14 protein-coding genes and 2 tRNA genes are annotated in these 18,529 nt (G+C 35.5%); 11 read left to right on the top strand and 5 right to left on the bottom strand.

All coding sequences use genetic code 11. The features are described from left to right. Positions 1-21: 21 nt before the first annotated feature. A complete protein-coding gene (gene ileS, locus R2Q16_RS20050) occupies positions 22-3,423 on the bottom strand; it encodes an isoleucine--tRNA ligase (protein ID WP_316739809.1) in 3,402 nt (1,133 codons plus the stop codon). 268 nt (positions 3,424-3,691) lie between these two features. On the opposite strand from ileS, the gene R2Q16_RS20045 reads away from it, so the two are divergent. Then, the gene (locus R2Q16_RS20045) at positions 3,692-3,964 is read left to right on the top strand and encodes an isoleucyl-tRNA synthetase (protein ID WP_316739807.1); all 273 of its coding nucleotides are present in this window, start codon (positions 3,692-3,694) and stop codon (positions 3,962-3,964) included. A 229-nt stretch (positions 3,965-4,193) separates the two neighbouring features. Here R2Q16_RS20045 and R2Q16_RS20040 read toward each other — a convergent pair whose 3' ends face one another. Both R2Q16_RS20040 and R2Q16_RS20035 read right to left on the bottom strand, forming a co-directional pair. Next, positions 4,194-4,799 carry a hypothetical protein gene (locus R2Q16_RS20040; protein ID WP_316739805.1) on the bottom strand — a complete coding sequence of 202 codons (606 nt, stop codon included), beginning with the start codon at positions 4,797-4,799 and terminating at the stop codon, positions 4,194-4,196. A 66-nt stretch (positions 4,800-4,865) separates the two neighbouring features. Further along, positions 4,866-7,217, bottom strand: coding sequence for an efflux RND transporter permease subunit (locus R2Q16_RS20035; RefSeq protein ID WP_316739804.1), 2,352 nt, complete (start codon positions 7,215-7,217; stop codon positions 4,866-4,868). Positions 7,218-7,340: 123 nt separating this feature from the next. Between R2Q16_RS20035 and recO the strand changes: the two genes are divergently transcribed. The 6 genes from recO to R2Q16_RS20005 all read left to right on the top strand — a co-directional run bounded on the left by recO (position 7,341) and on the right by R2Q16_RS20005 (position 11,045). Then, positions 7,341-8,066 carry a DNA repair protein RecO gene (recO, locus tag R2Q16_RS20030; protein ID WP_316739802.1) on the top strand — a complete coding sequence of 242 codons (726 nt, stop codon included), beginning with the start codon at positions 7,341-7,343 and terminating at the stop codon, positions 8,064-8,066. 63 nt (positions 8,067-8,129) lie between these two features. Further along, a tRNA-Val gene (locus tag R2Q16_RS20025) sits at positions 8,130-8,204 on the top strand. A gap of 62 nt (positions 8,205-8,266) precedes the next feature. Further along, positions 8,267-8,341, top strand: a tRNA-Val gene (locus R2Q16_RS20020). A gap of 170 nt (positions 8,342-8,511) precedes the next feature. Beyond that, on the top strand, positions 8,512-9,423 hold the full coding sequence (locus tag R2Q16_RS20015; RefSeq protein ID WP_316739801.1) for a hypothetical protein: 912 nt from the start codon (positions 8,512-8,514) through the stop codon (positions 9,421-9,423). Between the two features lie 27 nt (positions 9,424-9,450). Next, entirely contained in the window at positions 9,451-10,080 is a 630-nt protein-coding gene (locus R2Q16_RS20010; RefSeq protein WP_316739799.1) for a class I SAM-dependent methyltransferase, read from the top strand. Between the two features lie 68 nt (positions 10,081-10,148). Next, positions 10,149-11,045, top strand: a complete 897-nt coding sequence (locus R2Q16_RS20005) for an NAD(P)/FAD-dependent oxidoreductase (protein ID WP_316739798.1) — start codon at positions 10,149-10,151, stop codon at positions 11,043-11,045. A gap of 9 nt (positions 11,046-11,054) precedes the next feature. Here the strand turns inward: R2Q16_RS20005 and R2Q16_RS20000 are convergent, their stop codons facing one another. Then, positions 11,055-11,222, bottom strand: coding sequence for a hypothetical protein (locus R2Q16_RS20000; RefSeq protein WP_316739796.1), 168 nt, complete (start codon positions 11,220-11,222; stop codon positions 11,055-11,057). 216 nt (positions 11,223-11,438) lie between these two features. Beyond that, the gene (locus R2Q16_RS19995; RefSeq protein ID WP_316739795.1) at positions 11,439-12,881 is read right to left on the bottom strand and encodes an amino acid permease; all 1,443 of its coding nucleotides are present in this window, start codon (positions 12,879-12,881) and stop codon (positions 11,439-11,441) included. A gap of 629 nt (positions 12,882-13,510) precedes the next feature. Between R2Q16_RS19995 and R2Q16_RS19990 the strand changes: the two genes are divergently transcribed. The 4 genes from R2Q16_RS19990 (at position 13,511) to R2Q16_RS19975 (ending at position 18,520) form a co-directional block, all read left to right on the top strand. Then, entirely contained in the window at positions 13,511-13,846 is a 336-nt protein-coding gene (locus R2Q16_RS19990) for a PadR family transcriptional regulator (protein WP_316739793.1), read from the top strand. Between the two features lie 20 nt (positions 13,847-13,866). Then, the gene (locus tag R2Q16_RS19985; protein WP_316739792.1) at positions 13,867-15,618 is read left to right on the top strand and encodes a PspC domain-containing protein; all 1,752 of its coding nucleotides are present in this window, start codon (positions 13,867-13,869) and stop codon (positions 15,616-15,618) included. 70 nt (positions 15,619-15,688) lie between these two features. Then, on the top strand, positions 15,689-18,139 hold the full coding sequence (locus tag R2Q16_RS19980) for an outer membrane beta-barrel family protein (protein WP_316739791.1): 2,451 nt from the start codon (positions 15,689-15,691) through the stop codon (positions 18,137-18,139). Between the two features lie 18 nt (positions 18,140-18,157). Then, complete coding sequence (locus R2Q16_RS19975) at positions 18,158-18,520, top strand: hypothetical protein (protein ID WP_316739790.1); 363 nt, start codon at positions 18,158-18,160, stop codon at positions 18,518-18,520. Positions 18,521-18,529 lie beyond the last annotated feature (9 nt).

Below are 18,529 nucleotides of genomic sequence, written 5' to 3'. Positions count from 1 at the left end.
TTAGTTTTCTAATATATGGATTTATATTTTAGTTACTGAAATGCTTAACTCAACATCATCGATAACGATTTTGTTTGCATTAGTTACAGTATCTGTCAATTCTAACTCGTCGGCTAAAATTTCTGCGCAAATGTATGCCTTGTTTTTAGCAACTGCATCGGCTACAAGATTATCATTTTGTAAAGAAACCTTAATTCTATCGGTCACTTCGAAGTTTAATTCTTTACGCAAATTCTGGATTCTGTTAACCAACTCACGGGAAATTCCTTCTTGTTTCAATTCCTCAGAAATGGTTACATCTAAAGCAACAGTTAAGCTGCCAAGATTGGTAACCTGCCATCCAGGAATATCTTCTGCGAAAATTTCTACATCATCATTTAAATCGATAGCATGTTGGATGTTATCCGTACCGAAAACGTTGATGTAGCCATCAATTTCCAAACGTTGGATATCATCTTGGGTCATGTTTTCTAAGGCTTCTTTCACAATGCTCATATCCTTACCAACTTTTTTACCTAACGATTTAAAGTTTGGCTTTAATTTTTTCTTAACGATGCCATGCGTATCGGTTATAAATTCGATATGCTTAACATTAGTTTCCGAAAGGATATAGTCGGCTACTTTAGAAATTTTACGTTCGAAATCGCCATTTAAAGATGGGATTAAGATTTTTTCTAAAGGTTGACGAACATTGATGCTCGATTTTTTACGCAGCGATAAAACCATTGATGAAATATCTTGAGCGTAAACCATGCGTTCGTTTAAATCTGTATCGATTAAACTTTGGTCAGCCTCATTCCATAAAGTTAAATGAACCGATTGTTCGGCACTTTTGTCGGTAACCGTTAAGTTTCTGTATAACCAATCGGCAAAGAAAGGCGCAACAGGGCTCATCAGCTGTGCTAAAGTTTCTAAACATGTGTAAAGCGTTTCGTAAGCGGAACGTTTATCATCAGTCATTTCACCTTTCCAAAAACGGCGGCGACTTAATCTGATATACCAGTTACTCAAATGCTCATCAACAAATGTTTGGATTGCTCTCGAGGCTTTTGTAGGCTCGTAAGTATTGTAAGCTTCATCAACTTCGCTAATTAAGTTTTGTAGTAAAGATAAAATCCAACGGTCTAATTCAGTCCTATCGGCTACCTTACTTAAATTGTTTTTGTCAATTTCAAACTTATCTATGTTAGCATACAAAGCAAAAAAGGCGTAAGTATTGTAAAGTGTTCCGAAAAACTTACGGCGCACTTCATCTAATCCTTCTAAGCTAAATTTTAAATTATCCCAAGGGGATGCATTGCTAATCATATACCAACGCGTAGCGTCGGCGCTGTAGGTTTCTATGGTGCTAAATGGATCAACCGCATTGCCTAAACGTTTAGACATTTTGTTGCCGTTTTTATCCAATACCAAACCGTTAGACACGACATTTTTAAAAGCTACGCCAGGATTTCCGGTTTTTGCATTTACAGCTTTAATTTCATCGCTTGTTTCGCTTAACATTACCGCTAATGCATGTAAAGTGAAAAACCAGCCACGCGTTTGGTCTACACCTTCAGCAATAAAATCAGCTGCGTAAGCATTTGCAAATTCCTCTTTATTTTCGAAAGGGAAGTGCCATTGAGCGTAAGGCATTGCACCACTATCAAACCAAACATCAATAAGGTCGGTTTCACGCATCATTTTCTCGCCTTTAGATGAAGTTAAAATCACATCATCAACATATGGGCGGTGCATATCTTTTAATTCAAAACCTGCCGGCATAAAACCAGCTTCTATAGATTTTGCAATTTCTGCATTTAAATCAGCAATAGAGCCAATGCATTTTTCTTCCAAACCATCAGCTGTGCGCCAGATAGGAAGCGGTGTACCCCAATAACGGGAACGAGATAAATTCCAGTCAACAAGATTCTCCAGCCAATTACCAAAACGTCCGGTTCCTGTAGATTCTGGTTTCCAATTGATGGTTTTATTCAATTCCACCATTTTATCCTTAACCGCAGTAGTTTTGATAAACCAGCTATCTAAAGGATAGTATAAAACAGGTTTGTCCGTTCTCCAGCAATGCGGATAAGTGTGGACATATTTTTCTACCTTGAAAGCTTTATTCTCTTCTTTTAATTGGATAGCCAACTCTACATCAACTGATTTTTCTGGTGCTTCGCCGTCTTTGTAATATTCGTTTTTAACGTATTTGCCACCGTAATTGCCGCCTAATGATGCTACGAATTTTCCCTGTAAATCCACTAAAGGAACGGCATTGCCTTTTTCATCCAGTATTAACATTGGCGGAATTTCAGGTGTTGCCAATTTAGCTACACGAGCATCATCAGCACCAAAAGTTGGCGCAGTATGCACAATACCTGTACCATCTTCTGTGGTTACAAAATCACCAGAAATTACTCTAAATGCATTTTCAGCATTTTGGTAAGGCGTAGCATAAGGCAATAGTTGTTCATATTTAATTCCAACCAAATCAGCGCCTACAAATTCGCCTAAAATTGTGTAAGGTATTTTTTTATCGTCAGCTTTGAAGTTGCTAAAATCATCAGCGCTTTCCGAAACAAAATATTTGCCACCAAACTGCTTGCCTACAAGTGCTTTAGCTAAAACAACCTGAATGGGTTCGAAAGTGTACTGATTAAAGGATTTAACCAACACATACTCAATTTTAGGTCCAACTGTTAAAGCCGTGTTACTTGGTAAAGTCCAAGGAGTTGTGGTCCAAGCTAAGAAATGAACGGTTCCGAAGGCTTTTAAAGCTTCAGGCAAAGTTTCATCAATTGCCTTAAACTGTGCAACAATTGTGGTATCGCTTACATCTTTATAAGTTCCTGGTTGGTTTAATTCGTGCGAGCTTAGACCTGTACCTGCAGCAGGCGAATAAGGTTGAACAGTATAACCTTTGTATAAAAATCCTTTATCGTAAAGTTGTTTTAAAATCCACCAAAGGGTTTCTATGTAATCATTCTCGTAAGTGATGTAAGGGTTTTCCAAATCAACCCAATAACCCATTTTCTCGGTCAGGTCGTTCCAAACATCAGTGTAACGCATCACCTCTTCCTTACAAGCGGCGTTGTAGTCATCTACACTGATTTTTTTGCCGATGTCTTCTTTGGTGATGCCTAATTTTTTTTCAACAGCAAGTTCAATTGGCAAACCATGCGTATCCCAACCGCCTTTACGTTTAACCTGAAAGCCTTTCAAGGTTTTATAACGACAAAAAATATCTTTAATAGCACGAGCCATTACGTGGTGAATCCCCGGCATACCATTGGCAGAGGGTGGTCCTTCGTAAAAAGTAAACGGATTAGATTTCGGACGAGATGAAATACTCTTTTCAAAGATGTTTTCCTTTTTCCAAAAATCTAATATTTCTTGCCCTATCTTGGCTAGTTCCAGTTGTTTAAATTCGCTATACATCAATCAAGTACCTCAAAAAATTAAGGTTGCAAAGTTAAAGTTTTTCGCTCAAATTTGGTAGTTTTGATGTAAATACTTTTAACGTGAAATTATTTAATATCGGTCTGTTACTCATGATTATTGCTGTAATTGCATTGCCAGTTGTAGCCGTTATTAATCCAGCCAATCGTGATTTTGTGCTGTACTCATTTTATTTCTGCGGCCTGCTAGAACTAATTGGACTCATCTTTGTTTTAGTTCATATCATCAAACTAAAAAGAAACCTACCATGATAAAGTTATTAAAGTTGCAGAAAGCCGTTTTTGTGCTGTTAGCTGGCGTGCTTTCTTATGTTTTGTACCGAGTTTTAGATGCTTACCACGTAGATGGCGCACGATATCTGCAGATTTTGGCTGGTATTTTGGTTATGGTAGGCGCATTATGGATGTTGTATCCAATACTATTTGCTAAAGATGACGGCGATGGAAAAGCAGAAATTCTTACCGACCCAACCGTAGAAGTTCCTGTTGATGAGGAAGAACAAAAGCCAGCAGCAGAGTAGGGTTTAACCAGCAGATAAAGCAATGTAATTAATCTGCGAAAATCTCCGAAATTTGCGGAAGAATACTGAGTTAAATATTTGAAAAACAAAACCTGCATTTCAATTGAATGTTATTCCTGCTGTTCGCTTTACTCACTCCATGAAAAATTTCGTTCTTGCCCGCTACCATCAGATTTAGATAAATCTTTCATAATAGGAGACAATTTAAACCTATAAGGTTTTTAAAACCTTATAGGTTTGGTAAATCAATGTTTGAAAATTTGTATTTCTTATGAAATGTTACAAATTCTTCAATGCCGCCGAACCAATCAAACACAGCGTTTCTTTCTAATTTTGTATTTTTATTTGTTGAAATAATTGAGTTGTAAGATGAATAACTCCAATCACTTGGTGATTTGCAAAATTGGTGATGCACAGGGTTTTGATGAATGTAATTAATTATTTTAGTAAAATATGATTCATCATTTATTAGGGATCTTTTTGTAAAGTCCAAAAAAAGTGCTCCCTTTCTATTGTTTTGCTTATTAAATGCTTTAGCATAACTATTTAAAAAGTTACTTAACTTTTGCATTACAAACTTGTGAAAATCAAAATCTTCACAATTATTTTCTGCCAATTCTCTTATTATACTTTCATCTTTAATTTGTATTAAAATATGAAAATGATTTGGCATTAAGCAGTAACAAAACGTTTTGGCAATTGGGGATATGTAGTTGTCAAATTTATTGAGAAAGAAAATGTAATTTTCATGTTTTATGAAAAGATTTTCCTTTCCAACTGCGTGATTAAAGACGTGATAAAAATTGTCGGGATGAAATTTATCTAAATATTTCATGGCAATTTTTTTCTTAAAGATAACAATAAACCTATAAGGTTTTTAAAACCTTATAGGTTTGAATATCTAATGGTCAAATTCGCCTGCATTCCTTGCCGATTCTTCATCAGAAACTACTTTTCTAACTTTCTTTTTATCTAACCACAAAACCAAAGCAGGTAATAAAGTCAGGTTAAAAATTAAGGCCACAAATAAAGTTATCGATAGGAGCAAACCTAAAACAACGGTTCCGCCAAATGTAGACGCCGTAAATATTCCGAAACCAAAGAATAAAATTAAAGCTATATGTGTCATGCTCACGCCAGTTTCTGTAATCGTATCTGTAATCACTTCTGGTACAGAGAAATTGGTTAAATTCAATTCTTGCTGGTAACGGGTTAAGAAATATATGGTTTGGTCTGACGCTAAGCCAAAAGCAATGGTAAAAATTAAAATGGTTGATGGTTTTAGCGAAATTCCGAAATAACCCATAATTCCGGCTGTAATAATTAGCGGAACAATATTAGGTAGTAAGGAAATAAACATAATGCCCAGGCTTTTAAATTGAGCCAATCGCAACAGCGAAATCAGTACTATTGCCAACCCGATACTTTCAAATAAATGTTTTAGCATATAATCTGTTCCTTTTGAGAAAATAACGCTAGAACCCGTTAATTCAACATCAAATTTCTCAGGAGGCAAAATGCTATCAATACGCGGTTTTAGTTCAGCCATAATCGCATCCAAACGCTTCGAGCCAACATCAGCCATTTGGAAACTAATTCTGGTACTTTGGTTGTCCTTGCTTACAAAATTGGTCAATAAACTTGCATTGCCCTTTCCGCCACTTGCAATATAAGCCAGAATAAAATTTTTCTCCATATTATCCGGCAGGCGGAAAAAAGTTGAATCGTTATTGTAGAAAGCTTGTGTTGCATATTTCAAGCCCATGTTTACCGAAATCGAACGTGAAAACTCTGGATAAGCTGAAATCATTTTCTCCATTTTCTCCATTCTTTTAAGGTTGGTCAAATTGAAAACGCCGTTCTTTTTCTTGGTGTCTACGCTAACTTCTAAAGGTAAAATGCCTTCGAAGTTTTTCTCAAAGAATTTTAAATCCGCTAAAATGGTAGAGCTTTTCGGTAAATCGTCAACAACATAACCATTCACATTAATTTTCATAACGCCAATAAAAGCGATAATCGAAATTACAATCGTAGCAATATAAATTAAACTGCTTTTTTGCTGAACAAGGTTGTCGGTTTTAACCAGAATTTTATGTAAAAATCCTTCCTCAACATGCGTTTGCGCTTTAAGTTTTGGAGCAGGCAGATAGCTAAAAATTATCGGGATTAAGCACAAGCACATTAACCAGGTAATCATTACATTTATAGATGCAACACTACCAAACTGCATCAATAATTCACTTCCTGTAAAGTATAAAACGCCGAAACCAATGGCTGCTGTAATGTTTGCAATTAGTGTTGTAACTGCAATTCTTTCGATGGTTAAACTTAATGCAAGCTCTTTAGAAAGACCTTTTCTCAGTTCGTTCTGATATTTATTTAGCAACAAAATACTATTCGGGATGCCGATAATTACAATTAGTGGTGGGATTAATCCGGTTAAAATGGTTAGTTCAAATCCGAACAATACCAAAGTTCCGATACTCCAGATTACACCCATTATTACCACCAAAATGGGGAAGAAAACGGCATAAAATTTTCTAAAGAAAATCAATAAAATTAATGCTGAAACTAAAATTGATAAGCCAAGGAAAAGTACAAATTCATTGCTAACCAACTTGCTTACCGCTGTACGGATGTATGGTAATCCTGAAATGTGAACCTGAATTTTGGTGTCTTCTTGAAATGCCTTAGCTTTAGCTTCTATTTCTTTTAATATCGGATTACGTTCGGCCGTATTTAAAATTTTGGTGTCGAAGGTAATAGCCATTAAAGTGGCGTTTTGCTTGTTGTAAACTAAGCCTTCAAAAAATGGAGTGTTGTATAGCGTGCTTTTGATGGAGTCCATCTCAGCATCCGTTTTTACGAGGCCATTCGGGATGGCCTTCAAAGTAAACTTTTGCTCAACAGTATCTTTCTCCAGTTGAAAAATTCTACCTGATGATAAAACTTGCTTAATGCCTTTTAATTTTTGAATATCATTCGATAACTGAACCCATTTATTGTAGGTTTCTTTTTTGAAAATGTTTGGCGATTGAATACCAACAACCATCACACTGCCATCTTCGCCAAAGGTTTTTTTGAAATTATTGTACTTTACAAAAGCGCTGTCGGTAACCGGAAGGATTTTACTTCCTGTGTAAGAGAGTTTTACATTTTTGGCCTGGTAAGCCATAAAAACCGTTCCCAGTACAAAAAATAGAATAATTGCAATACGGTTCTGAAGAATAAACCTGGATAGCTTAACCCACATGTGTAATCTAGTTTTAAATTATAATGATAACGGCAAAACTAATCTTATTTATAAATCAGAATGACTTTTTGCGCAATTAAATTTGCACAAATAACATACTTTTGAGAAAATTGTTTGAAGCGCATGTTGCATAAAGTAAGAGGCATTGTTTTAAAAACCACAAATTACAGCGAAAGCAGTGTAATTGTTCAGGTTTTTACCGATAAATTCGGGATGCAATCTTACCTGATAAATGGGGTTAAAAAGCCAAAGGCGAAGGTTAAGATGAACATGCTGCAAGCTTTGCACTTGCTAGATATGGTTGTTTACCATAAGGCCAACACCAATATTCAGCGAATTTCTGAAGTGCGACAAGTGCCGGTTTTTAAAACCATTCCTTACGATATCGTAAAAACGAGCATTGTTATTTTTTTAAATGAAGTGTTGTATAAAAGTATTCGTCAACAATCTGCTGATGAAGGAATATTCGATTACATTTTCAATTCTATTGCGTGGTTTGATGAAAGTGAGGAGATAAACCCAAATTTTCACTTATCATTTTTGCTTAAATTAACGAGGTTTTTGGGTTTTTCTCCAAATGAAAGCAGAAGAACAGATCAGGTTTATTTCGATTTGCAGGAAGGCGAGTTCCTTTCCAGGACACCGATTCATACCAATTACCTGCAATTGGGCGATGCTTTAGGGTTTATAACACTATTCAATACGCCTCTCGAAAAAATTTCTGAAATAAAAATGAGTAATATTCAGCGACGCTTTTTATTAGATAAGATATTGGTTTTCTATACCTTACATACTGCGTCTTTTGGCGAAGTACAATCGCATAAAATTCTCGAAACTTTGCTTAGCTGAAAAAAAATAAAAAAGATTTGCGAAACAAGATTATAGCGCTATATTTGCATTCCCAAAAGGAAAGGGAAATTAGCTCAGCTGGTTCAGAGCACCTCGTTTACACCGAGGGGGTCGGGGGTTCGAACCCCTCATTTCCCACACTAACCTTTCAAGGAGTTGAAAGGTTTTTTTATCACATAATGCAATCCTTTAAATAAAAAGGGAAATTAGCTCAGCTGGTTCAGAGCACCTCGTTTACACCGAGGGGGTCGGGGGTTCGAACCCCTCATTTCCCACACGAAGCCTTTCAGGAAACTGAGAGGCTTTTTTTTATGCCTTGATTCTTTGCTCAACCTAATACAGGTGTCAAGCTGAGCTTTTCGAAGCACTTTCAATAATAATTTTTTGCTGGTGCTTTTTCATTTATATATTCCGAAATTGGCATTCATAAAATGCCATAACTTAAATGCTAAACAAAATTATTCGGTTTATCTTCTTTGGAAACTATTTTGTAGGCATTTTGGCTGTTGCGTTAACTTTAGAAGCTACGCAACAGTTGCGCTTACCCTACAATTCAATAAACTATTTCCTTTTATTATTTCTGGCGCCTACAATTTATTATACATATGCTTATAGTAAAGTATCTACTTCTCCGTCAAGTACTAACCCTCGAAATCAATGGTATTATAAACACAAAACTTTTATAAATAGTAGCCAAGTTATTCTATCTGTACTTTGCATGGCTTTGGCTGTTAATTTGTTGTATCAAAATTTTCGTAATATTTTAGAACTCCCGTTTAGCTACTGGTTTGCAATACTAATCATTATAACCGCCGGAGTTTTATATTACGGTTTACTGCCAAAATCTTTTATCAAATTTAACCTTAGAAATACTGGCTGGTTAAAGGCTTTTGTCATTGGTTTTGTATGGGCATGTTGTGCCAATGTTTTACCATTAATTATGCTAAAAATTGAGACAGGAATTGGTTATCACGATTCTGTTTTGTGGACATGGCTTTTTGTCAAAAACTGGATGTTCTGTACCGTAAATGCAATTATTTTCGACATTAAAGATTATCCAACGGATTCAAATAAGCACTTAAGAACATTTGTGGTTCGATATGGTTTACGCCGGACAATTTTTAACATTCTAATTCCACTATTAATTGTCGGATTGGTTTCTTTGGCTGTTTTCGCTTACTATAAAGGTTTCGGTATTCCACAGGTTTTCTTTAACATTTTGCCCTTTGTGCTAACCATTTATGTCGCTTATTCCATGCATCGCCGTAAAAATATTTTGTATTATTTAATGGTAATAGATGGTTTGATATTATTCAAAGCTATATGTGGAATAATAGGTATGCAGTTTGTGAAATAGCTAATTTTAACTTTCAAACTTTCAGCTTTGGCCAATAACTACGATAAAATCGCTAATCAATATGATATATTAAGTGGATTGATATTTGCTAAAGCACAGGTTAACGCACAAATAAATCAGCTAAAGCATATTCCTAGAAATAGTTCTATTTTGATTGCGGGCGGTGGTACAGGATGGATTTTAGAAGAAATAGCAAAAGTTCATCCTTCAGGATTAAAAATAGTTTATATAGAGCTTTCAGCAAAAATGATTGCACTTTCTCGAGCTAGGGATTACAAAAACAATACTGTAGAATTTACTAACCTTCCAATAGAGGACTTTGACTCTTCTGATTTTTTTGACATTATCTTAACACCTTTCCTGTTCGATAACTTTACTTTAAAGCAAGCTGAACTTGTTTTTGGTAAACTACATAATCATCTAAAAAGTAGTGGCAAATGGTTCTTGGTTGATTTCACATTAGAATATAAAACAGGAAAATGGTGGAAATCAGTTCTGCTAAAATCAATGTATTTCTTCTTTAGATTATTCAACATGATTAAAGCCTCAAAATTAGTTGAAATGAAACCTTACTTCTTGAAGCATAAATATCAAATCCTTGAAGAACAACTTTACTATGGGAATTTTATCTGCGCAACTATTTTCTTGAAGCAATAATGACAAAATATTAAATGCAATATTGTTGCTTTTATTCTTAATTTCTTACTTTTGAATAAAGAAAAGATATGGAATACGATGTAATTATTATTGGAGGCAGTTATGCAGGTTTATCTGCTGCTTTAGCTCTAGGCAGGGCAAAGCGAAATGTTTTAATTATTGATTCGAATAAACCTTGCAACAAGCAAACCCCACATTCGCATAATTTTTTAACGCATGATGGGGATAAACCTTCAGAAATTTCTACAAAAGCAAAAGCTGAAGTATTACGATATCCAACAGTTAAATTCATTGATGGAGAAGCTATTTCTGCGCAACAGTATAATAATAAATTCGAGATTTTTTTAACAGATAAAAGTGTTTTTACTTCAAGAAAAATTTTGCTGGCTACTGGTTTAAAAGATATTATGCCAGATATTATTGGCTTTAAACAATGTTGGGCAATTTCAGTTATACATTGCCCTTATTGCCATGGCTACGAAGTTAAAGACGAAAAGGTAGGTTTGCTATTGAATGGTGATATGGCTTTTGATATGTCCAAAATGATTCGTCATTGGAATAATGAAGTAACCCTTTTAACAAATGGTCCGTCACTATTAACTAATGAGCAATCTTCGCTACTAAAATCTAAATCAATAGATATAATTGAAGCAAAATTATCAGCCATTGAACATACCGATGGTTATTTAAATAATATTGTCTTCGAAAATGGGGAAAAGCTCTCACTAAAGGCACTTTATGCCAAGCCAAAAATCGTGCAGCCTTCTGATTTATATGCCAATTTAAATTGTGAGGTTAACGAAAACGGTTTGCTGGTCGTTGATGCTTTACAAAAAACAACCACCAACGGAGTTTATGCTGCTGGAGATTGTACCACTATGTTCAGAGGATTATCTGCAGCAACTGCGGCAGGTTCGATGGCTGGAGCAATGATAAATAAGGGCTTAATCTGGGAGGACTTTTAGCCCTCCAGATTATTGAAGAACAATGGCTCCGGTTACAGTTGCAATCAACATAATTGCCATAACAATTCTATCTGCGTTAATCCATTGCGCTTTTGTTAATGGTGCTACAATTTTTTCGGCTCTTTCTACTTTTGGTCTAACGAACCGCAATGCGGATGTGTCTAATTTAATAATCATAGGGTATGTTTTTATAGGTTACTTTCTATAAAACAAATCTTAAGCCAAAAGATGAATAAAATGTTGAGATGTGGATAAGTAGCATTTTTTTGTTAAGTAATTGATATTTATTCGCTTAAGCGTGTAAAAAATACAAATCGGCTGTAATTTGATGTATACAAAATGCTCCAATTCAATCTCAGGAAATTAAACGATAATTGTTTCTTTTAGAAGAGTTTAGTCGTTTGAATCAGTGTTTAATTTGCTATTTTTCTTACCATACCAAAAATAGATCGCTAAGCCAATAACAAGCCATACTGCAAGTCTCAACCAGGTTTCCCAAGGTAAGAAAACCATCATCGCTATACAGGTCAAAATACCCAATATTGGAATTAATGGAACCAGTGGAACTTTGAATGGTCGTTTGGCTTCCGGGTCGGTTTTGCGGAGAATTAAAATGCCCACACATACCATTAAAAATGCCAGTAATGTTCCAATACTTGTCATTTCGCCAACAACATTAATGGGCGCAAATGCGGCAAATAAGCCAATAAAAGCACAAAGCATAATGTTCGATTTCCAAGGCGTTTTAAATTTAGGATGAACCTCTGAAAAAATCTTTGGTAATAATCCGTCTTTACTAATCGAATAAAACATTCGAGATTGTGCCATTAAATCAATTAATATTACAGAGGTGTAACCAATTAAAATCGCTAAAATAATCGCCTGACTTAACCAGCCATAAGGTGTTTTTTCAATCGCAATGGCAACTGGTGCGCCGCTGTTTGCAAAATCTTTGTAATTCGCCAAACCCGTCATAACATGACCGAATAAACCAAACAAAACAGTACAAACCAATAAAGAGCCAATAATACCGATTGGTAAATCTCTTGCCGGGTTTTTAGTTTCTTGCGCTGATGCTGCAACAGCATCGAAACCAATGAATACAAAGAATACCAATCCTGCACCACGTAAAACACCACTCCAGCCAAACTGGCCAAAAGTGCCAGTATTTTCAGGTATATAAGGATGATAATTTGCCGGGTCGATGTATTGCCAACCTAATGCAATGAATACCAATACAACTCCAACTTTTAGAAATACTATAATGCCATTTACAATAGCCGAACCTTTTGTGCCTCTAATTAATATTGCAGTCATTAACACTACAACCAGTGCGGCAGGAATATTTACAATCCCATTAACAATAGTTCCATCTGCAAGTTTTGCGGTTTCAAAAGGAGATAATGTTAATTGCGGAGGTAAGTAAATACCTAAACTGCCTAAAAATCTGGTTAAATATTGCGACCAACTAATGGCTACCGTAGCACAGCCAACGGAGTATTCCAACACTAAATCCCAACCGATTATCCAGGCAAAAAGTTCGCCCATGGTTGCGTATGAATAGGTGTAGGCGCTACCCGCAACTGGAATCATTGATGCAAATTCTGCATAACAAAGCGCTGCAAATCCGCAACCTAAAGCTGCTATAACAAAAGAAAGCGTTACCGCCGGACCAGAATGATTTGCTGCGGCCAAACCTGTTATCGAAAATAAGCCAGCACCCAAAGTTAAACCTACACCAATTAAAATTAAATTTATTGGCCCTAGTGTTCTTTTTAATGAACCTTCGCCTTGTTGGTTTGCTTCAGCAACTATGCTGGCAATAGATTTTTTCATGAAATAAAGTTATGAGGCGCAAAATTACTAAATTATATTAAATCTACGGTATTGGTAGTCTTTTGTTTTAGAGGGTAATCTTTAAGCAAATGAAATCTCAGATTTACAAATAATTGCTCTTAACTTTTTAAACGCGACTGGAATAGTGAAAAAGTTAGGGAATAAAGTTTCTCAATCGACATTTCTAACATATAAATTTTAAAGATTTCTCGGCTTCGCTCGAAATGACGGATAATAGCGCAACAAAAGGATTACATGATTTAGATAGCAAAGTTTGCCTAAGTAAAATAAACCCGATTGAAGTGGAAATACTTTTTATAGCAGCGACCCTGAATAAATTGTCATGCTGAGGTACGAAGCATCTGCAACCGATGAAACAGATACTTCGTACCTCAGCATGGCAGAAGTTTAAAAAAGATTGCAACGAAAAGCGGGACTGATTTAACCCAAGAATTACTGAATTTCCTTTTCAAAAACTTAGGAAAAACCTCTTTTTAATCAAAAAATAAAAATTTACAATTTTGATTATTAAAATTATATATCTGATTATCAGTTTTTTATAAAATATTTTTAATTTATTTTAGTACTATGTATTGCATAGTACAATTTAAAACATATATCTTTGTATTATGATAGCAGAAAATACGCAAACACAAATGCGGAAGGGAATTCTGGAATACTGTGTTTTATCAATCATCTCAAGAGGAGAAATTTACGCCTCAGATATTATTGCTGAATTAAGGTCGGCAAAGCTTTTGGTGGTTGAGGGCACTTTATATCCATTATTAACCAGGCTTAAAAACAATGGTTTGTTAAGCTACAACTGGGTAGAATCTACCTCAGGGCCTCCACGCAAATATTATACTTTAACTGACGACGGTAGGGGAATTTTAGCTCAACTGGACCAAACCTGGCAAGAACTGGCTTACGCTGTTGGCGTTTCGCAACAAGGCACCAAATCGTAAAAAATTAAAACCGCAAAAAAATGGAAAAGACCATCATCATAAATATAGGCAATACCATCATACACATTGAAGAAAGTGCCTACGAGCTTTTAAAAGCTTACTTAAACGAAGTGAAGCAACATTTTTCTAATCATGCTGATGATTTGGAAATTGTTACAGACATAGAAAACCGGATTGCAGAATTGTTAACCGAGCAAATGGAAGAGCAAAAAAAGCAAGTTGTTGATGCTTCGAATGTAAATTTCGTAATCGGCCAGATGGGTAGGGTGCAAGATTTCGACGCTGTTGAAGAAGGTGAAGAAGAGCCGGTAATTAATACTAGCTTTCATCAACAGGCAACAGATAAAAAATTATACCGCGACATGGATAACCGGGTTATTGCAGGTGTTTGTGCAGGTATAGCACATTATTTAAACTTTGATGTAAAATGGATTAGAATTGCCATGTTTTTAATTGCCTTTTTGGGTGGTTCGGGTATTTTGGTTTACGTTATTTTATGGATAATAATGCCGAAAGCGCAATCTAGAATTGAAAAAATGGAGATGAAAGGTGAAACGGCAAATTTGCAGGGCTTTCAAAGAAATCTTGATGAAGAATTACAATCGGTTAAAGAGCGTTTAGCAGAAGCCAATAAACATGCACAACCTTTATTCTCTAGATTTGGAATGTTTATCGGCGAATTTTTTGATTGGTTAGGCAGTTTCATTTCTGGAACTGGAAAGGTAATTTTTAAAGTTATCGCAGCTTGTATTATCGTATTTGGGGTAGGTTTATTATTAGCGTTAATTGTATCTACAGCTGCCTTTATGGGTTTCTTAGACTCGAGCGTTTACGATTTATTCCCTTTTTCAATTGTTAGCGAAAGCTACAGAGGCGTAATAATTTTTTGGGCATTTATCACTTTGTTTATTCCGCTACTGGCTTTAGTTCTGTTTTCTATTCGGGTAGCTTTCAATAAACAGGCCATAAATAAAACTTTATCTTTTGCATTGCTAATTATTTGGTTGGCTGGTGTTGCCGGTACAGGTTATTATGTGGCAAAAATATCATCAGAGTTTAAGGAGCATGCAGAATTAACACAATCTACAGAGTTAAAAAGCTTTGCAACTTACACGATAGACATCGATAAAAGCAAGTTTTTTAGTAAGGAAGATAGCATTGCTTACCACATTGAAGGCAATTACAAAAACCAGATTGTGGTTGATGATTTTGAGGACCATCCTTTCAGAATGCCAAATTTTGTTAGAATAACAATTGAAAAAACTGAAGGAAAGCCAAGCTTAACCCAAACTTACGAATCGCAGGGCAAAACTTTCCAACTGGCCTTGCAAAACGCTCAAAGTATTAATTACAGTTTCTCGCAAAGCGATGATAAACTAATTTTCAATCCGAGATTTCAGTTAAATAAAGGTACTACCTGGAGAAATCAAGAGGTTTGGTTAAAGTTGAAAATCCCGGTAGGAACAAAAATAATTTTGATGCATGATGCAAACCGTTACATAAATAGCTATGGCGCTTGGGAGTGCGAGGAAAAAGAAAACGATAACAACGATTATAGCACCTGGATAATGACCGAAGATGGTTTGCGATGTATGGCGCAGCTAAGAGAAGAGGCTTTGAACAAGCAGAAATTAAATGATGAGCTGCTTGATTTGAAATCGATGCAAAAAAACAGACAAACAGATAGTTTCTATCAGGATTCTGTATCAAATAGGATTAGAGCGGTTAAAGAAGAATTGGGTATTAGTGTTGAAGAAAATACCGGAAATTAAATGCATAATGGTTTTACGAAGTTCTGGCGAATTTGAAAGCACTTCGTAAAACATCTAACCTTTAGAAAACATGAAAATATTATTTACGCTAATTGCATGCTTTTTGGCATGTGGGGCTTCCTTTGCCCAAAAAATTAATAAACTTTCAGGTAAAGTTATTGATGAAAAAGGTCAGGCTTTGCCTTTTGCAGTTGTAAAAGTTTTAAATTCTCCAGATACAGCGATAGTTAAGAGCGGTTCTACCAATGTTGATGGAGAATTTTTAATCGACGAATTGAAATCCGGCAATTATATTTTATCGGTTTCTATGGTTGGTTATAAAACGACAAAAACAGCTAGTTTTCCATTGCTTGCCGATTTAAAATTATCCACTATTACCCTCGAAACTTCGGTTAAACAATTAAAGGAAGTAAGCATTACCGCTAAAAAACCATTTGTTGAGCACCAAATCGATAAAACAGTTTTGAATGTTGAAAATAGTATTGTTTCGACTGGAAGTACTGCTTTAGAAGTTTTGGAAAAAGCACCCGGCGTACAGGTTGATAGGCAAAATGAGCAAATTAAACTGAACAATAAAACGGGCGTAACCATTATGATTGATGGCAAAACCAATTTTTTGTCGGGGGCAGACATTACAACTTTGCTCGGAAATATGACAAGCGACCAAATCGCTACCATTGAATTGATTACCAATCCTTCTTCTAAATATGATGCTTCGGGAAATGCCGGAATCATCAATATTAAACTGAAAAGAAACAAAGCTTTCGGTACAAATGGAACAGTTTCCTTCAACGGCGGACAAGGAATAATGCCCGATTCGCCAACGGATTTGGTGCGTGCAGGCGTTAATTTGAATTTAAATCACCGCGAGGGAAAATGGAATATTTTTGGAAATGGTGCTGTTGCCAGAAAATCGAATTACAATAATACTGTTGTTGATAGAACAACTTTCGCTAATGGTTTATCGAGCGCCTTTAATCAGGATTTTGAAAGAAAGAACAAGGGCGTAGGTTTTCAGGGTAAACTTGGCGCAGATTATTATGCCTCAGAAAAAACCGTTTTCGGGGTAATGGTTGATGCAAATACGGTTAATACGAAACTCGATAATTTTAGCAATACCTTCATCAGAGAAGTACAATCAAATATTGCCAGCTCAAATTCTGTGTTGCAAAATGCTTATTCTAAATCGCCCGCCAATAACTTTACGGCCAACTTTAACATTAAGCATGATTTTAATAAAACAGGCAAAAACATCACATTCGATGCAGATTATTCGAATTTCAATAATAAAAGAGATGAACAATTTGATGCTCGTTATTTAAATCAAGCCGGACAACAAACTAACGCTACCTTACTCAGAAATAATACTGATGCCAACATTGATATTTTCGCTGCAAGAACCGATTTAACGCTGCCAATTAATAAAACCATGAAAGTTGAAACCGGTTTAAAAAGTAGCTATGTGGTAACCAATAACGACTTTTTATCTGAACAATTTTTAGCCGGAAACTGGCAAAACGATTTGGGTAAATCGAACAACTTTATTTACAAAGAGAACATCAATGCAGCTTATGTAAACTTTGCAAAAGAATGGAAAGTTTGGCAAATTCAATTAGGATTGAGGGCAGAGCACACGCACTCAAACGGAAATTCGGTGACCAGTAATAGGGAAGTTGATAGGAATTACTTATCGCTTTTTCCAACGGTTTTTGTTAATCAAAAGTTCAACGAAAACAATAACATTCGGTACTCTTACAGTCGCAGGGTAGACAGACCAAATTATCAACAGTTAAATCCATTTGCATTTTACATGGACCCGTATGCTGTTGATCAGGGAAATCCATACTTAAAGCCACAGTTTACCGATAATTTCGAAATTTCTTACGGCTATAAACAGTTATCTTTTTCTTTAAATTATTCTGATACCAGAGATATGATAACGCAAATAAGCCAGCAAGATGAAGTAACCAGAATTGTTAATGTTATTCGTCAGAACTTAGGTCGTGCTCAAAACTACTCTGCCGGCGTATATTTCCCGATTAAGGTTGTAAAATGGTGGAATATGCAAAATAATGCCAGTGTATACTACAACAAGTTTGAAGATGGAAATTTAGAAGGAGCACCATTTCGTTCATCAAAAGTGGCATATAACTTCAACTCTACACAGCAATTTACCTTGGCCAATAATTTTAGTGCAGAGATTAGTTTTTGGTACAGTTCTCCAAGGGTTTCGGGTGTTGAGCAAACTACAATATCGCAGTATGCTTTAAATGCAGGTATTCAGAAAAGTTTGATGAATAAAAAGCTAAAGCTTAGGTTAAATATGGATGATATTTTTCTAACCAACCGTTGGGAAGGTAAGTTGGATTATCAAAATGTTAATCTTCGGGTTTCGAATAGATACACCAGCAGAAGGGCAAATTTTAGCATCAGTTATAATTTTGGAAATCAGAATGTAAAATCGGCAAGAACAAGAAATACGGCTACCGATGATATGAAGGGCAGAGCCGGAGGTAATTAATTTATAAACAATACAGATATGAAAACTTTAACTTATTGCCTGAGTTGCCTGTTATTGGCATTAACCTTTGGCTGTAGAAATCACAACTCGCACTTGAGTTTAAAAACGAGCGATACGAAATCAACTTTTACTTACGAAGCAATTTATCCCGAAAGTAAAACGGGTATGCTCGAAGCTTACTTTCAAAAGGAAATTAATAACGAGTTACCCTTGAATCAATTTGTGGATGCAACAGTGAGTTTAGCCAGTGGAGAAAGATTCCATTTAAAAGCAACTGAAGGGAATTTGAAAATAGATTTCAATAAAATGAATAATTCTCTGCAAAGCTACAGGAAGGTTAAAAAGTTAACTGAAAATATTAGTAAAATACTTAGAGATTAGCATTCAATC

Origin of the sequence: Pedobacter aquatilis, from assembly GCF_032678425.1 — a bacterium.
GTDB classification, from domain to species: Bacteria; Bacteroidota; Bacteroidia; order Sphingobacteriales; family Sphingobacteriaceae; genus Pedobacter; species Pedobacter aquatilis_B.
Note: the sequence above shows the minus strand (reverse complement) of the source record. Positions and strands in the feature narration are given on the sequence as shown.

Excerpts from the sequence above, each read along its gene's own strand:
- ileS (WP_316739809.1), bottom strand. The coding sequence starts at position 3,423 with ATGTATAGCGAATTTAAACAACTGGAACTAGCCAAGATAGGGCAAGAA.
- R2Q16_RS20045 (WP_316739807.1), top strand. The coding sequence starts at position 3,692 with ATGATAAAGTTATTAAAGTTGCAGAAAGCCGTTTTTGTGCTGTTAGCT.
- R2Q16_RS20040 (WP_316739805.1), bottom strand. The coding sequence starts at position 4,799 with ATGAAATATTTAGATAAATTTCATCCCGACAATTTTTATCACGTCTTT.
- R2Q16_RS20035 (WP_316739804.1), bottom strand. The coding sequence starts at position 7,217 with ATGTGGGTTAAGCTATCCAGGTTTATTCTTCAGAACCGTATTGCAATT.
- recO (WP_316739802.1), top strand. The coding sequence starts at position 7,341 with ATGTTGCATAAAGTAAGAGGCATTGTTTTAAAAACCACAAATTACAGC.
- R2Q16_RS20015 (WP_316739801.1), top strand. The coding sequence starts at position 8,512 with ATGCTAAACAAAATTATTCGGTTTATCTTCTTTGGAAACTATTTTGTA.
- R2Q16_RS20005 (WP_316739798.1), top strand. The coding sequence starts at position 10,149 with ATGGAATACGATGTAATTATTATTGGAGGCAGTTATGCAGGTTTATCT.
- R2Q16_RS20000 (WP_316739796.1), bottom strand. The coding sequence starts at position 11,222 with ATGATTATTAAATTAGACACATCCGCATTGCGGTTCGTTAGACCAAAA.
- R2Q16_RS19995 (WP_316739795.1), bottom strand. The coding sequence starts at position 12,881 with ATGAAAAAATCTATTGCCAGCATAGTTGCTGAAGCAAACCAACAAGGC.
- R2Q16_RS19990 (WP_316739793.1), top strand. The coding sequence starts at position 13,511 with ATGATAGCAGAAAATACGCAAACACAAATGCGGAAGGGAATTCTGGAA.
- R2Q16_RS19985 (WP_316739792.1), top strand. The coding sequence starts at position 13,867 with ATGGAAAAGACCATCATCATAAATATAGGCAATACCATCATACACATT.
- R2Q16_RS19980 (WP_316739791.1), top strand. The coding sequence starts at position 15,689 with ATGAAAATATTATTTACGCTAATTGCATGCTTTTTGGCATGTGGGGCT.
- R2Q16_RS19975 (WP_316739790.1), top strand. The coding sequence starts at position 18,158 with ATGAAAACTTTAACTTATTGCCTGAGTTGCCTGTTATTGGCATTAACC.